Raw genomic sequence first — 13,176 nt, forward strand, 5'->3', positions numbered from 1 at the left:
GTACCGCTGCGGAAGTATGTGTCAGCAAAGTTCAGTCCTACGGCCACGTGACGGACGCGGACCTCTCCCGGGCCCGGCTCGCCAACAGCGGCGTCCTCGAAACGAAGGACCTCGGGCCCGCCCGTCTCGTAAATCCTAACGACTTTCGCCATGTCGCCTCCTGTCTTCTATCCAACATGAAAGTGCGCCCGCGGCTTGCACATCGAGCGCGCCGGAGGAACAACCTGTGCGGCGAATCATCAGGCCTGGTCCGACTTGCCGCTTTACCATGTATGTCTTGCACTTTCCCTTTAATGACAGGGACAGGTTAGCCGGGACACTCTCACGTTGGCGCCGGCAGCGTGCAAACGGTAAGCGCGAACTAACGGCTCATGCCGTTTTCGGACGGATGATGGATATCGGCGGACTCGGAGATTTAGCGTCGCGGGAAGAACCGAGGGGTGAGGGTCTTGCGGCACAGCGGCGCGGGCGGCCGTTGCTGTGTCGGACGGTCCGCAAGGGGCTGATTGCGGCACGCACGGAGCGCGGGGCGGCGGCTCTTACACATTTCCCAGACGAGTCCGCCCATTCCAGGGGTTATCCCTAGGTCATTACTGCCATGCCCGAGCGCGACACGCGTCCCCCGTCGGTACCCGCACGCAGGCGGCTGGACCATACGTTCCCCTACCGACGCTTCGCCGACCACCTCACGGTGGCCAGCGCACGGCTCGGGGCCGATGTGGTTCGCTTCCTTCATCGTAGTGGACTCGAACCACCTACTCCTTGCCTGTCTCCCGGCGGCGCACTCAGAACTTGTGGCGCACGCCCAGCGCGACCCCCAGCATGTTGGACTCGCCCCGGCCGAGGGTATAGCTGTTGCCCAGCGCAAGGCTGTTGGCGAAGCCGTTGGCCAGCGAATCCAGTCCCAGCCCTGCATTTTTCGAATAGGCCGCCGTCAGGTAGACATCGGTGCGCTTCGAGAACGAGTAGGTGCCGATCAGGTTGATCTGCCAGGGATTGGGTATCGATTGGTTGCCGAACAGGTTTTTGATATTGTCGTAGGCAAACTCCGCGATCAAGCCCAGGGCCGACGTGAACTGATATTGCCCGCCGATCCAGTAGTAGTCGTCGCGCTTGACCATGCTGCCGTTCGCTCCCCGGTTCTGACCCCAGCGATAACCGCCCATGATTTTGGCATTGCCAAAGGCATAGCTCCCTGCAATTGCCGCGTTCTTGAAGGTACCGGTGTCGCTGCCAAATGTCGGGTTGAACTGGTCGTAGCCTGCCGAGATGCCGATGCCACCGGCGATAAAGGACAGGCCCGCGCCATAACCAGTGTCCCGACGGAACTGACCAGGCACCTCACCGTTACCGCCACCGGCAACCAGCAACGGGCTCGTCTGTGGCAAAGCCAGACCGACGCCGAATGACCAGTGCAACGATGCGGTCAGCGGACCGAATGCACCCTTGTATTTGACCGTGTTGTCTTCACGATAGTTAGGTCCCAGCAGCGAAGCGCTCGGCTCATAAGAAGTGGCGTAGAGCGCCGGCACGAAGTTCGACATCGTGTCGAACAGCGACGTGTACTGCCGGCCAAAGGCCACCTGTCCATAGTTCTTACTCGCAAGGCCGACGTACGCCGAGCGACCGAACAGCCGGCCGCCCTGCTGCGAGGTGCCAGCGTCCTGATTGTAGCCGCCTTCCAGCACGAATAGCGACGACAACCCACTACCGAGGTCTTCCGTACCTCGCAAGCCCCAACGCGAGCCGGACAAGCCGCCCGAGTTCATCCGGTAGACCTTATTGCCTATGCCGGGATTGTAGCCATTGGCCGGTGCGGGCGCCACGCCCACGTGGTTGGCAAACTCCAGGTCGGCGTCGGCAACGCCGTACAGGGTGACGCTGGTCTGAGCCAGCGCCGTACCGCATCCTGCGCCGAGCATGACCAGGACCAGTCCCGTCTTCTTCATCTTCGCGGCGAGGTCGTTGCTGCCTAGCCGAACTGGCTGAGACGTTCGATCAAACCCTATGGCATTGCTGTTGCTATTGCCCAACTTTGTTCTCCTCGGTCTTTGTATTGGTGAGCATCGGACGATGCGCTCACATGGACTTCCAGTCATCCGCCGGTGATATAAGCAACCAGCACTGCCATGTCAGGAAGGTGCCTCTTCGATCGGCAGCCGGAGGGGCAGCCTGCTCTCCGGGCCATGATGCCGGGCGGTCCCAAAAGCTCTCCTTTGATCGCCCGATCGTCGAATCTCCACTCTTGCGCTTTTTGACACGCGTCGGTGCGCGTCACCCAACGATGACACTGCTGGCACCGCCGCCGCCACCGCCAGCGCTTTGATGTGCCTGCCCGCCGCAGATGCAAAAAGCAATGCCGTCCCTTTGAGGTCCTCGTCGTAGCCAAGTCGTCGCAGCGGCAGGTGGCTGGCGACATTGTCGGCGCCCCACTCGCCGAGTACACCCTTAGAACCTGTCAGCGATCATGACGGCCTGGCGAAGGGCTTTCCGGCGCCCTGATTCACGGCGTCCTTCTCTCAAAGATCGACGCCTCACGAATGCCAGAAAGGTCCGCCAAAACGCTTACTGAGGCTTATAGCCCACCGCTTGCAGCACTTCGCCCGTTGTTTTGTAGTCCTTTTTCAAGCTCATGGACAATTCCTCGGGAGTGCGCGGATTTTTGGAAGTCACACTCAGACCTAGCGAGGAGAGCCGTTCGCCGATCTCTGGCGTATTTAACGCTTTCAAAACTTCGCTCCGGATACGTTGCTGGATCGCATCCGGAACACCAGGGAGCGTCCACAGTCCCATCCAGGAGGTCCGTGTCATCGCGTCATACCCCAATTCGGCGAAAGTCGGGACATCTGGCATCAATTCGGAGCGCTTGGGCGAGCTGACGGCGAATAGCCTGAGTTTTCCCGCTTTGATCAATGGCACGGAAGTCAATGGCACATCCATCTGAAACTGGACGTTCCCCGCCATAACATCCACCAATCCGGGAGTGGACCCATTGTATTGGATGATATTCATATCGAGCCCCGCCAGTTGGTTCAATTGAAGTCCGAGTATGTGCGATATCGTTCCCGGCGAGAACGACCCAATATTGATCCTCCCCTTGTTGGCCTTCACATAGGTAACTAACTCCTGAAAGTTTTTGGGTGGCAGGTTGAAGTTGCCCACTAGCATCGCGCCCATGCTTCCCAGTTCGACCAGCGGCCGAATCGCTGTGAACGGATCGTACTTAGGCTTGAACGTGTAGGGCAGCTCGGAAACCAGACTACTGATGGACAGCAGGTAGGTGTGTCCGTCTGCAGGCGCTCTCAAAAAAGTTTCCATGGCCACGGCACCACCCGCCCCTGGCTTGGGTTCCACGACGACGGGTTGCCCCAAACTCTTGGTCAAGGAGTCGGCCACTATTCGCGCCAGAATATCCGCCGTCGCTCCCGGCGTGCCAACGGCGATGATGCGAATGGGGCGATCTGCCAGAGGCTGGCCCACAGCGATCGACGTCGAAGCCGCAAACAATCCGGCCATCGCGGCGCGCACAAGACTACGGCGAACAGTATTCAGTGTCTTTTTGTCAGGAAGAGTCATCGTGTCCTTTCAAATATCCAGTGAGGTAATTCAGTAACCGATCCACGAGCCCCGACGCTTGGAATTCAGCGATCCAGGTTCCAGCGGCAATCCTCTTCGAGAGAGGATGCCAATGGCACAGGCCAGCTACCCGCGACGGGGACCTCGCCGCTTCCCGGGCTTGCGTTTGGGTGCCATGCCAAAATGGCCCGCGTTTCATCAATCGTCTTGTACTGCACGCCAACCTTTTAGATCTCCCGCGCTTCCTTGCCGCTGGCCCAACTCGTTGGCGATGCGCGCGAGTTGTTCAACCTGCTGAACCGAGGTCATGCGGCTCCCCTGCTGGTCGATGCACGTGTTGCTGGTGGTTTTCAAGGCAGTCTCCTGAGAGGGTAGAACGAGGTTCATGCCGCTCGTTGGCCGTGGCCTGGCGCTCGCGCAGCTCCTGCTGCAGCAGGGGCGCCGCCAGGCTCATGGTGTGCAACCCCAGCGTGGAGGTGAGCTGCAGCACGGCCACGATTTCGTCGGCACTCACGCCGAGATCGAGCGCTCGGCGAATGTGGCGTCGCGTGCCGGGCGCGAACATGTGGGTCACAGACGCGTCGATCGCGATGCAGACCAGCTCGAAGGTCCGCGAGTCGAGCGCGGGGGAGTTCAGCGGAAAGCTGACCATGCGCATGAACTGCTCGGTCCAGTCCGGCGCCAGAGACGCCATGGCGTCCCAATCGGGATTCCAGTGGCCTTGCGCGCGCAAGGCATCACAAGTGGGCGTTTGGCTTGGGCTCATGCGAGGACTCCCGACTCATCTCGGCTTTGGGCCAGCCTGCGAATCAGCGCGTATGCTGCGGGCCATGGCCCATAGCCCGACGCTGGGTTCAGATGCCCGACCTCGCCCAAGTCGACCAGCTCCGCGCCCCAGCCGTACGCCATGTCCGCCACCCTTGCAAACTCTCCCAGCGGATCGTCGCGGCTCGCCGCCACGATGCAGTGGAAAGGTAGCGGACCCTTCGGCATAGGTGCCCAGCCTGCTTCGGCGAAAGCCGACAGCGCAGGGAATTCGGGCGGCAGAGGCTGCTCCAGGTCCGGCGGCGTCGCCAGCAGGGCGCCGAGGATCTTCCGGCCGGTGCGGCGCGCCCAGTGCGCTGTCGCAATGCATCCGCCACTGTGCGCCACGATGATGACCGGCGCCGGCGCAGCCAGTACGGCGGCGTCGATCGCCGCGACCCGCGCATTCAGGTCGATGTTGGTGCGCCCCAGCGCAGGGAGCGAGCGCACGTTGGGCAGTTCGCCGGCCAGCAGCGCCTGCCAGTGCGCCGGTGTTTCCTCGCGCAGCCCCGGCACCGTGACAACGGTCACTTCATGAAGGTCTTTCATGCCGCCACCTTGCGTTCCGCCAGTGCCGGCCTGGTCGGACGACGTGCGGTGGGATAACGCAACTCGGCGAGCGTCTGCTCGGTCGTCTGGTACTGCGTGCCGATCTTGAAGATCGCGCGCGCCTCCTGAGCCGACGCGACGCCCCGTCCCAGTTCGTGCGAGATGCGCACCAGTTGTTCGATCTGCTTCACGCTGGACATCGGCTCGCCGGTGGGGCCCCAGATCGTGTCCTCGATGCCGCAGCGCACGTGCAGGCCCATGGCGATCGCCATGGTGTTGATCGGCAGGGTGGCGCGCATCAGCGATTCCAGCGTGAGCGTCGACCCATCGGGGAGAAGGCGAATGAACTCCATCATGCTGTAGGGGTCCGGGTTGTCGAAGCCGCCGCTGAGCGCGACCCAGTTCACATTGAGCGGCCCCTTGTAGATGCCACGCCGGATCAGGCGCTCGAGGGTGACGAGCCCCGACTTCATGGTGATCTGGAAGTGCGGCTGGATGCCGTTGGCCGCCAGCTGGGCGAGGTGTTCGCGCAACCAGGCGGGCCCGGCCGGAACGATCATCTCCTCGTAGGCGTCGTAGACCGCCTTGCGCTCGAAAGAGGTTCCTGCGCAGTCCTCTGGGGTCATGATCTCCACCGTGTTCATCTGGCCGGTGTTGACCGCCACGGTGACCTGCTCGGGCGTCGGCTTCAGGCGCGCCAGCATGTGACGCGTCTCGTCGCTCAGCCACTCGGCGGGCGCGCCTTCCTCGACTGGTGCGAACGAGATCGAGCCGCCGACCTGGATGATCATGTCGGGCACCGCCTGCTTCAGGCGCGATAGCAGCTCGTTGAAGCGGTCAAGGTTCTTGCAGCCCGAACCATCGTCCTCGCGGGCATGGAAATGGAGCACGGTGGCGCCGGCGTTGTAGCAGTCCACCGCCTTTTGCACCTGCTCCTCGATCGTGACCGGGATGTCAGACGGAAAGTCGCCCGGCTCCCATTGCGGGCCGTACGGAGCAGCGGTGATGACAAGTTTTTCCTGGTTTTCGGGCAGCAGGGCCCCGTCGAGGAAATGCATGGTGTTCTCCTTTGTAGGTGCGGAGTCTGCGAAGGCAGATCGTGTCCGCGCTTGCAGATATGATGCGGCTCGCCGCCTCGGCAGAATTGATCCGTTGTCGCGTAGAATTGATAAGTAGTAACAGGCCAAAACTTTCGAAAATGCCCACCGACCAGAGGCCCCACCTCATCCGAAGCGCCAGCCACGAACACGGCCAGGAGCTTCGCGGGCTCGCTCTTGCTCGCATTGCGGCTCACAGGATGGCGTGAGCCAGGTTCCTCGAAGAACGCCTCCCCGACTTTGTAGATGCGTTCCGGCTCGTCGTTCACCTTGCTGGCGATGTTGCCAGCGACAACATATGCGTAAATGAACGCCGACTTGGCGTGGCTATGCGGCAATGAAGCGGCTCCTGGCGGATAGACGACTTCCACGGCAACGAGCGACTGGGAGCGTTAGAAACCTTGGGGTTCGGCTTCAGCAATTCGCCCCAGCCGCTCAGGAAACTCAGCCACTTCAGCGGGTAGCTCCTTCATACGCAGCCTGAAGGCTGTGAGTCGTTCCTTTAAGTCACAGTTGATGACGACACATCGAACCTGCGCCAGTAGGTGGGCTCCCCGCGGCGACCATCGCATCTGTTGCCGTATGCACATGCGTTGGTTAAGAATCTGATTGACCGCCGACTCAGCCATAGCTGTTGAGATCGGTCGGCCGTCGCGATGCCGCTTTCCATAGAAGATCGTCGAGCCGCCGTTGGCTTCAACATAGGCAAAGAGCTCGCGCGTCCGGAAATCTAGCTGCGAAAGACTTTCGGAGAACTTTGGCGCCTCCGGCAAAACGATACGGAAAATCAGCAAGATTTCCCGCAGTCGACTCTCAGTCTTCTGGATGTTAGCGTGCCAAGAAGTACCATGGACTTCGGGCTGTGGACACGACAGATTGTGGCCACGCTCATCGATGAGAAATTTGGTGTGAATCCGCAGGCCGTCGAGCGCTGGCAGCGTGAATCGTTTCCGGGCATTGCGGCTGCGGCCAAGCAAAGCGGTGCGGACATCTACTTCTGGGACGAATCAGGATTTCGAGCCGACGCGGTGCATGACAAGACCTGGGCGGTCAAAGGCGAGACACCGGTGATTGAGCGCCCCGGGCAGCGCCAATCGATTTCCGCCGCGTCCGCGGTGAACGCCAACGGTGCCTTCTGGTTTGCGACCTACAAAGGGGCCTTGAGCGCGGAGCTATTCATCGAATTGCTCAAGAAGATGATGAAGGGCCGCAACCGCCCAGTGCATCTGATCGTTGACGGACTGCCAGCACACAAGAAGGCCAATGTGTGCGAGTACATCGAATCGACCAAGGGAAAGCTCACGATGCATGTGCTGCCGGGTTACGCGCCCGACCCGAATCCCGACGAGTTCGTGTGGAGTCATCTCAAGCGAACTGGTGTGGCGCGCAATCCGTTGCGAGCGGGCGAGAAACTGGAAATCCGCGTTGAGCAGCATCTGCACGACGTGAAGAAGAACCGCCGGCTTGTGCGCTCATTCTTCGACGCCCCATCTGTCGCCTATATTTCGGACCGCTGAGTAGAAGGCACCCATCAAGCGGTCGATCGCCGTCACGAGGACGCCGCTTTCAACACGCAACGATCCGACTCGCTCGCCCATCGCTTGCTTGGGAACTGCTGCTATGAAAGGCGGATAGAACACGCAACGAATCCCCTGGAACTCGAAAGGCGGGATCAGGGGTGGTAGCCGAGGCCCCGGGATGCGAATTGGCCCTGATCAAAGGCACAACGACAGTTGTGCTCAAGCCGGCGAGAAATTCGCTCTGAACGTCAACGAGGAAAGGCGCGGGGCTGTGTCGTCCTTGTTCGCATAGACGTCGAATCGCGCCATCAGAACATCCGATGCTTAGCAAGTGGCAGCCCATGCTGCTCGACGAACTCATTTTGCGACGCGATGAAATCTGCGTTCTCCGCTGCCCAAAGGTTACCTCGCTCGACGCGGATCGCTTCGCGCATTGCCATCTCGAACACACGCGAGAAGTTCAATTCGAGGGCTTTGCCTTCTTCATTTAGGTCAGCGGGCAAAGTCACGTTCGCCGCTTTGCGCGGCCTAGCTTCTGTTGTTCGGCCCATAATCGCCTCCCTGCTGGCTATTATGCGCATAATAGCGCTGGGACAAGCGCCAACGAGGCTACCGGGCCATGGGATATCGGATGGCGGGAGGTGCGGAAACAGTATGACCGCTTCCACGCCACGGCGCCAGGCGACGCAACTAGCTAAGCATTCTGGTCCCACGCCACATCCTCGCCAATCTTGGCCGCATGGGCCGCTGCCTGTTCGAGCCAAGGCGCATGCGCCTTGGGAACGACCAGCATCGTCAAACCCAGTCCGTCCAATACACGCAGGGCATGCTCGAGATTGACCCCCTTGCCGTTCTCGAGCTTGGACAGCATGCCGATGGAGACACCGGAATGCCTGGCCGCCTGGTCAATAGGCATTCCTTTCCCTGCCCGGCTTGCTCGAATCCGGTCGCCCAGTTGGTGAATGGTGCGAATCGTCGCGCGCGACGGTGGAGTCGGATCAGGTAGTGACCGTGGCATGGGGGGCGTTTGTGCAGAAGGAAAGCCAGCGAGGAGGCGGTTTTCCATGTTGTTTCATAAACGTGAAATTATACTCTCACAATGGCGGCCGGGATGCCGGCAAAGATCCGCGCCTGCTAATAAGCACTTCGCAGAGGCCCGTAGCGGAGGGATGGCCATGGCCAAGTCACGCGGGGCACCGAAAAGGATCGCCAAGGAGATCACCCTGCGGCAGTTTCGCTACTTCGCCGCGGCCGGCTTCGGCGTGCTGACCGATATGGTGTACCGGCCGTGGTCGCTGGAGGGCAAGCAGATCGAGGCCAGGACCATCGCCGCGGCGGTGCCGGACATGGAGGTCGGCATGCTGTGGCAGGCGGGCCCCAAGCTCGACAAGCCGGCCGACGCGCTGCGCGAGTTCCTGATCCACGCTTGCGGAAGTCGAGCACGCTGTTCCAGGCCTGCGGGTGCGCGGGCCGGCCGACTGCCGAGGGCCACTGTGGCAGCCATGCCGGTAGTCAGCGCGAGCTGAAGGTAGGCAAGGGCTCTGTCAACTTGCCGACAGCCAGACAAGGCAATCACGGGTGGGCTGGTGGCTGTTCTCAGCCCGATTGTTCACGCGGGCGGTCGCCTTCACGAACACGTGCTTGACGCAGGCCAACTCCGGGATGTCGGCTTTCGCCGCCGGGTAGCTGCGCAGCTGATCGGTGACAATCTTGCGCGGCGCCGGGCAAGAGCACAGCACGCGCAGGAAGAAACGTTTAGCGGCAGCCTTGTCGCGCCGCTTCTGCAGCAGGATGTCGAGTTCGGCGCCATGTTCGTCGACCGCTCGCCATAGGGCGTAGGGCTCACCGCGCAGCTTCACGAACATCTCGTCCAGATGCCAAGTGCTGCCTGGCTTGCGCCGTGCGACCTTGGCGCGATGCGCGAAGCCGGCGCCGAACTTTTCGCACCAACGGCGAATGGTTTCGTAGGTCACGACGACACCGCCCTCGAACAGCAACTCCTCGATGTCGCGCAGACTCAGGTTGAAGCGAAAATACCAGCGCACCGCGCAGCTGATGATCGCCGCCGGAAACCGGTGGCCATGAAGAGCGATTTCTTCTTCATCGCCTCATCTTACCCGACCGCTTCGCCAACTTGACAACGCCATTAATCGGTCTCAGTACACAATAGACCCCTTTCCTGACGGATTTGCCCCCCGCTTTTGGCTCACTCCCAGTACCTCACCAACACGAACGTCCACTTCAGCCTTGATGGGCAGGGTGTCGGCTTTATGGTTTTGAGTCTTTTTGCAAGAGCTTCTCGTGCAACTCGACGGTCAGCGTTTCGACACGCACAGTTAATTTTTGGGTAAGTTCGGTCAGTTCCGTATTCCGCTGCAGCAACTCCAGCAGTTGTGCCGCGTTCTGCGCGGCAATTGCCTGCCGCTGCTCGTTAGCGACAGCAAGGGCCTCCCTGTGTTGCGCGTCAGCCTCGGCGTGGGCGTTGTCTCGCGCTGCCTGTCGCGTCTGAGCAAGCAAGATGAGCGGCGCGGCATAGGCCGCTTGGAGACTGAATGCCAGATTAAGGAGAATGAATGGGTAAACGTCGAACCTGGTGAAACCGAGGGCGTTCACCCCAATCCAGATGGCGACGATTACCGTCTGTGCCCCTAAAAAAACGGGCGTCCCAAAAAAACGTGCGAAGGCTTCGGCCTTGAGCGCGAACCTGTCGTTGCCGAACGCCGGGGCAAGATGCGCGTGAGGCCGGTGGAAGCGAAAGTGATCAACGTTCGGAACGTCGAACGGAGCGGCATGGAAGCCGGAGTTCGGTGTTTTCATACATTCCCCAAGTAAGTAATCGTTCGAGACTAGTCCGCAGCGGCGTCTGCGGCACTATACCGAGGAAGAGACACTCAATGAACAACGGAAGCCTATCGTCAGCCCATTCCTCACCGAGGCAACGCGGCGTGGGAACGAACAGAGTGTACGAAACACCCCCAGACGATTTCACCAATCCGTTGCATCCACCAGTTGAATCCACAGCGGTCAGCGGTCATTCACGTACCCCAAACGGGCACCCCAACTTGAAGGCTGGCTGCAACGAGGTACTAAAAATCGCCGCGTTGAAGTACGCAAGAGAGTGGCTCTGGCGGCGGACTCTGCGGGCGCGCGAGCAGCGCCGCCCCTTGTAGCGTTTACGCCCATCAGGGGCCAGGGGGGCACGAGTTGGCAGCAGACGGTTCGCCCAGGCTCAACGGCCCAGGCTTGCGCATCCATGTAGCGCTCAGCCCCGACTGGTACAGCGCAGCCGCGCTTGCAGATCATCCATTTCTTCCAGCAGGTCGGCCACCAGAGCAGCCAGTTCCGGTATGGCGTCAAAGTCACGCTCCAACTGACGCATGCGCCGCGCCCGTCGAAGGCTGGCACTGGAAAACCGCCAGACGCCAGCGACGCTTACCGCATTGGGAAATAGGCCCTCATTTACATGCTGCATGAGCCACTCTGACTCTACCTTGCAGGCTGCCGCCACTTGCTCCAGAGTCAGCCAAGCTTCATCCAACAGGCAGCCGATCAGAACGTCATCATCAGACATGGGTCAGGCTCTCCTATCCGGGCGCGGATTAAAAATCATTTCCCGCGCCATGGTTTCATAGAACTCCCGCGCTTTGGGGGTGTTTGCCGGCGGCAACACCACCTGGATGTCCAGCAGCAGATCGCCCGGTGGATTAGCGGGAATGCCCTTGCCGCGCACACGTAGCTCGCTGCCGCTCTGGGCGCCAGAGGGAATGCGCACCTTCAGTTCGCCCCCAGGTAAATTGATCGGCACCACCGCCCCCAGCGCCGCCTCCCATGGCGCCACCGGCAGGGTGAGGTGTAGATTGCGCCCCTTCACTTTCAGTCGGTCGTGCGGATTGAAATGCACCTCCAGAAAAAGATCCCCCGCCGGCGCGCCGCCCATCCCCGGCGCCCCCTGCCCGGCCAGACGGATGAGCTGACCTTCGCGCACGCCTTTGGGAATTTTCACACTGAGGGTCCGGCTCCTCAACTGCACCACGCCTTGGGCGTCCATGCTTGGCAAGCGCAGCGAAAGTTGGCGGGTGGCGCCGGTAAAGGCGTCTTCCAGGTCCAGCAGCACCTTGGCGTGGTGATCCACACCGCGTGACTGGAAGCTGCCACCGTGTGCATGGGAGCCGCGGTGTCTGCCCCCCACATGGCCAAACAGCTCGGCGAAGAAGTCGCTGAAATCGGCCTCTTCCTGGGGCGAGAAACCCCGACTGGAAAATTCGAAGCCGGTGTCCCAGTCCGGCGGCGGACGGAACTCCTGGCCGGGCTGATAGCCTCGCCCCAATTGATCGTACGCGGCGCGCTTGTCCGGGTCGGAGAGCACGGCGTAGGCCTCGTTGAGCTGCCTCATGCGCAGTTCGGCATCGGACTCCTTGGAAACGTCCGGATGGAACTTGCGCGCGAGCTTGCGGAACGCCTTCTTGATGTCCTCCGCCGTGGCATCGCGTGCCACCCTCAACGTCTTGTAGTAGTCATGGAACTCCATGCGTGTTCCCCTTTTCCGGTCTCGAGGGCTGCCCTTCTACTCGGAAGAATGATGTCGAATACCAGTCAAATCAAGACCTTGAAATCCGCAGGCGAAGCCGTACCATTGCAACCGGGGGCGTCCGAATATGGCGCCCACGCGAAAGCGAATGGAGGCAAACATGATGTATCGATCGTTGTTTCCCCGTGACATATTCTCAGAGCTGGAACGCCTACAGCGCGAGTGGCAGCAGCCATTCGAGCTGTCTCCCAGCATTCGCGGTCGGGTCAGTTTTCCGGCCATGAATGTAGGCGGCACACCCCACTCGGTGGAAATCTACGCCTTTGCCCCTGGCGTCGATCCGGCCAGCATCGACGTGCAGCTGGTGCAGAGCGTGCTGACCATTGTCGGCGAACGCAAGCCCGATCTTCCCGACAAGGACGAGCAAACCTCCGTGCATATCGATGAACGCTTCGCCGGCCGCTTCCGCCGTGTGGTGAGCCTACCAAGCGACGTGAATCCCAAGGCGGTGGAGGCCAGGTACCGCGACGGCGTGCTGCACATCAGCATCCAGCGCCTCGAGGCCGCGCAGCCGCGCCAAATCAGCATCCAGTGAGCGAGGAGGATCTGGCCATGAGCGAAAATACTGCTGTCACCAAGCAAGCCGAAACTGCCAGCCCTGAAGCAGCCCTGATGCCGCCGGTGAATGTGTACGAGGACGCCGCAGGCATTACCCTATACGCCGATCTGCCGGGTGTGCCCAAGGACAAGCTGGCCGTGCAGGTGCAAGGCGGTATCCTGACCATCAAGGGCGAAGTCGTCCTCGATCTGCCGGAGGGCATGGAAGCCAGTTACACGGAGGTTTCCCTGCCCCGTTACCGGCGCGTGTTCACGCTATCCAAGGAACTAGATGCCGAAAAGGTTGTCGCCGAGTTCAACCACGGCGTGCTCAAGCTACGCATCCCGAAAGCCGAACACACACAACCGAGCCGCATTGAGGTCAAGGTGGCGTGATGTAAGCCGAGCGGGCAGTGGGCATCACCCAATACTGCCCACACGTAGGAGGGCTGAAATGAAACTGGAATCGTTGAAAGAGAGTTCCGGTATTCGCCCCTTTGAACAG

14 protein-coding genes and 5 pseudogenes are annotated in these 13,176 nt (G+C 60.9%); 4 read left to right on the forward strand and 15 right to left on the reverse strand.

Annotated features, from left to right (window positions below; translation table 11 throughout):
- The 8 genes and pseudogenes from AC3WL8_RS20555 to AC3WL8_RS20590 all read right to left on the reverse strand — a co-directional run.
- A pseudogene (locus tag AC3WL8_RS20555) lies at nucleotides 1–152 on the reverse strand (quinone oxidoreductase); the annotation flags it as partial.
- Nucleotides 153–785: 633 nt separating this feature from the next.
- A complete protein-coding gene (locus AC3WL8_RS20560) occupies nucleotides 786–1,949 on the reverse strand; it encodes a porin (RefSeq protein ID WP_211984578.1) in 1,164 nt (387 codons plus the stop codon).
- Nucleotides 1,950–2,565: 616 nt separating this feature from the next.
- On the reverse strand, nucleotides 2,566–3,576 hold the full coding sequence (locus AC3WL8_RS20565) for a Bug family tripartite tricarboxylate transporter substrate binding protein (protein WP_211983040.1): 1,011 nt from the start codon (nucleotides 3,574–3,576) through the stop codon (nucleotides 2,566–2,568).
- 286 nt (nucleotides 3,577–3,862) lie between these two features.
- Nucleotides 3,863–4,342, reverse strand: coding sequence for a carboxymuconolactone decarboxylase family protein (locus AC3WL8_RS20570; protein ID WP_211983039.1), 480 nt, complete (start codon nucleotides 4,340–4,342; stop codon nucleotides 3,863–3,865).
- Nucleotides 4,339–4,929: an RBBP9/YdeN family alpha/beta hydrolase gene (locus AC3WL8_RS20575; RefSeq protein ID WP_492378689.1), complete on the reverse strand. Its 591-nt coding sequence runs from the start codon at nucleotides 4,927–4,929 to the stop codon at nucleotides 4,339–4,341. Before AC3WL8_RS20575 ends, AC3WL8_RS20570 begins: the two co-directional genes overlap by 4 nt.
- A complete protein-coding gene (locus tag AC3WL8_RS20580; protein WP_492378690.1) occupies nucleotides 4,926–5,987 on the reverse strand; it encodes a beta-keto acid cleavage family enzyme in 1,062 nt (353 codons plus the stop codon). Before AC3WL8_RS20580 ends, AC3WL8_RS20575 begins: the two co-directional genes overlap by 4 nt.
- Nucleotides 5,988–6,151: 164 nt before the next feature.
- Nucleotides 6,152–6,412: pseudogene (locus AC3WL8_RS20585) on the reverse strand (cupin domain-containing protein); the annotation flags it as partial.
- Nucleotides 6,412–6,865 (reverse strand): annotated as a pseudogene (locus AC3WL8_RS20590) (ISKra4-like element ISBte2 family transposase); the annotation flags it as partial. The pseudogenes AC3WL8_RS20590 and AC3WL8_RS20585, both read right to left, overlap by 1 nt.
- A gap of 12 nt (nucleotides 6,866–6,877) precedes the next feature.
- Between AC3WL8_RS20590 and AC3WL8_RS20595 the strand changes: the two are divergent.
- Nucleotides 6,878–7,543, forward strand: a pseudogene (locus AC3WL8_RS20595) (IS630 family transposase); the annotation flags it as partial.
- 49 nt (nucleotides 7,544–7,592) lie between these two features.
- Here AC3WL8_RS20595 and AC3WL8_RS20600 read toward each other — a convergent pair.
- The 3 genes from AC3WL8_RS20600 to AC3WL8_RS20610 form a co-directional block, all read right to left on the reverse strand.
- Nucleotides 7,593–7,907: a CcdB family protein gene (locus AC3WL8_RS20600; RefSeq protein ID WP_492378691.1), complete on the reverse strand. Its 315-nt coding sequence runs from the start codon at nucleotides 7,905–7,907 to the stop codon at nucleotides 7,593–7,595.
- On the reverse strand, nucleotides 7,855–8,097 hold the full coding sequence (locus AC3WL8_RS20605; RefSeq protein ID WP_211983025.1) for a type II toxin-antitoxin system CcdA family antitoxin: 243 nt from the start codon (nucleotides 8,095–8,097) through the stop codon (nucleotides 7,855–7,857). Before AC3WL8_RS20605 ends, AC3WL8_RS20600 begins: the two co-directional genes overlap by 53 nt.
- A gap of 143 nt (nucleotides 8,098–8,240) precedes the next feature.
- Nucleotides 8,241–8,612 carry a helix-turn-helix domain-containing protein gene (locus tag AC3WL8_RS20610; RefSeq protein WP_235205870.1) on the reverse strand — a complete coding sequence of 124 codons (372 nt, stop codon included), beginning with the start codon at nucleotides 8,610–8,612 and terminating at the stop codon, nucleotides 8,241–8,243.
- A gap of 109 nt (nucleotides 8,613–8,721) precedes the next feature.
- Here AC3WL8_RS20610 and AC3WL8_RS20615 point away from each other — a divergent pair, with 109 nt between their 5' ends.
- Nucleotides 8,722–9,072, forward strand: coding sequence for a type 2 periplasmic-binding domain-containing protein (locus tag AC3WL8_RS20615; RefSeq protein ID WP_371827440.1), 351 nt, complete (start codon nucleotides 8,722–8,724; stop codon nucleotides 9,070–9,072).
- Between the two features lie 45 nt (nucleotides 9,073–9,117).
- On the opposite strand, the pseudogene AC3WL8_RS20620 reads toward AC3WL8_RS20615, so the two are convergent.
- The 4 genes and pseudogenes from AC3WL8_RS20620 to AC3WL8_RS20635 all read right to left on the reverse strand — a co-directional run.
- A pseudogene (locus AC3WL8_RS20620) lies at nucleotides 9,118–9,650 on the reverse strand (IS6 family transposase); the annotation flags it as partial.
- A 164-nt stretch (nucleotides 9,651–9,814) separates the two neighbouring features.
- A complete protein-coding gene (locus tag AC3WL8_RS20625; protein WP_211983021.1) occupies nucleotides 9,815–10,363 on the reverse strand; it encodes a DUF1003 domain-containing protein in 549 nt (182 codons plus the stop codon).
- Nucleotides 10,364–10,808: 445 nt separating this feature from the next.
- Nucleotides 10,809–11,117 carry a chaperone modulator CbpM gene (locus AC3WL8_RS20630; RefSeq protein WP_035823653.1) on the reverse strand — a complete coding sequence of 103 codons (309 nt, stop codon included), beginning with the start codon at nucleotides 11,115–11,117 and terminating at the stop codon, nucleotides 10,809–10,811.
- A 3-nt stretch (nucleotides 11,118–11,120) separates the two neighbouring features.
- Nucleotides 11,121–12,074, reverse strand: coding sequence for a DnaJ C-terminal domain-containing protein (locus tag AC3WL8_RS20635; protein ID WP_153954516.1), 954 nt, complete (start codon nucleotides 12,072–12,074; stop codon nucleotides 11,121–11,123).
- 160 nt (nucleotides 12,075–12,234) lie between these two features.
- Between AC3WL8_RS20635 and AC3WL8_RS20640 the strand changes: the two genes are divergently transcribed.
- Both AC3WL8_RS20640 and AC3WL8_RS20645 read left to right on the forward strand, forming a co-directional pair.
- Nucleotides 12,235–12,669, forward strand: coding sequence for an Hsp20/alpha crystallin family protein (locus AC3WL8_RS20640; protein WP_013958692.1), 435 nt, complete (start codon nucleotides 12,235–12,237; stop codon nucleotides 12,667–12,669).
- A 17-nt stretch (nucleotides 12,670–12,686) separates the two neighbouring features.
- A complete protein-coding gene (locus AC3WL8_RS20645) occupies nucleotides 12,687–13,067 on the forward strand; it encodes an Hsp20/alpha crystallin family protein (protein ID WP_153954515.1) in 381 nt (126 codons plus the stop codon).
- The last annotated feature ends 109 nt before the right edge of the window (nucleotides 13,068–13,176 follow it).

It is taken from the genome of Cupriavidus sp. FW305-F7, assembly GCF_058782875.1.

Coding starts and splice junctions, on each gene's coding strand:
- AC3WL8_RS20560 (WP_211984578.1), bottom strand. CDS start 1,949: ATGAAGAAGACGGGACTGGTCCTGGTCATGCTCGGCGCAGGATGCGGT.
- AC3WL8_RS20565 (WP_211983040.1), bottom strand. CDS start 3,576: ATGACTCTTCCTGACAAAAAGACACTGAATACTGTTCGCCGTAGTCTT.
- AC3WL8_RS20570 (WP_211983039.1), bottom strand. CDS start 4,342: ATGAGCCCAAGCCAAACGCCCACTTGTGATGCCTTGCGCGCGCAAGGC.
- AC3WL8_RS20575 (WP_492378689.1), bottom strand. CDS start 4,929: ATGAAAGACCTTCATGAAGTGACCGTTGTCACGGTGCCGGGGCTGCGC.
- AC3WL8_RS20580 (WP_492378690.1), bottom strand. CDS start 5,987: ATGCATTTCCTCGACGGGGCCCTGCTGCCCGAAAACCAGGAAAAACTT.
- AC3WL8_RS20600 (WP_492378691.1), bottom strand. CDS start 7,907: ATGAGTTCGTCGAGCAGCATGGGCTGCCACTTGCTAAGCATCGGATGT.
- AC3WL8_RS20605 (WP_211983025.1), bottom strand. CDS start 8,097: ATGGGCCGAACAACAGAAGCTAGGCCGCGCAAAGCGGCGAACGTGACT.
- AC3WL8_RS20610 (WP_235205870.1), bottom strand. CDS start 8,612: ATGGAAAACCGCCTCCTCGCTGGCTTTCCTTCTGCACAAACGCCCCCC.
- AC3WL8_RS20615 (WP_371827440.1), top strand. CDS start 8,722: ATGGCCAAGTCACGCGGGGCACCGAAAAGGATCGCCAAGGAGATCACC.
- AC3WL8_RS20625 (WP_211983021.1), bottom strand. CDS start 10,363: ATGAAAACACCGAACTCCGGCTTCCATGCCGCTCCGTTCGACGTTCCG.
- AC3WL8_RS20630 (WP_035823653.1), bottom strand. CDS start 11,117: ATGTCTGATGATGACGTTCTGATCGGCTGCCTGTTGGATGAAGCTTGG.
- AC3WL8_RS20635 (WP_153954516.1), bottom strand. CDS start 12,074: ATGGAGTTCCATGACTACTACAAGACGTTGAGGGTGGCACGCGATGCC.
- AC3WL8_RS20640 (WP_013958692.1), top strand. CDS start 12,235: ATGATGTATCGATCGTTGTTTCCCCGTGACATATTCTCAGAGCTGGAA.
- AC3WL8_RS20645 (WP_153954515.1), top strand. CDS start 12,687: ATGAGCGAAAATACTGCTGTCACCAAGCAAGCCGAAACTGCCAGCCCT.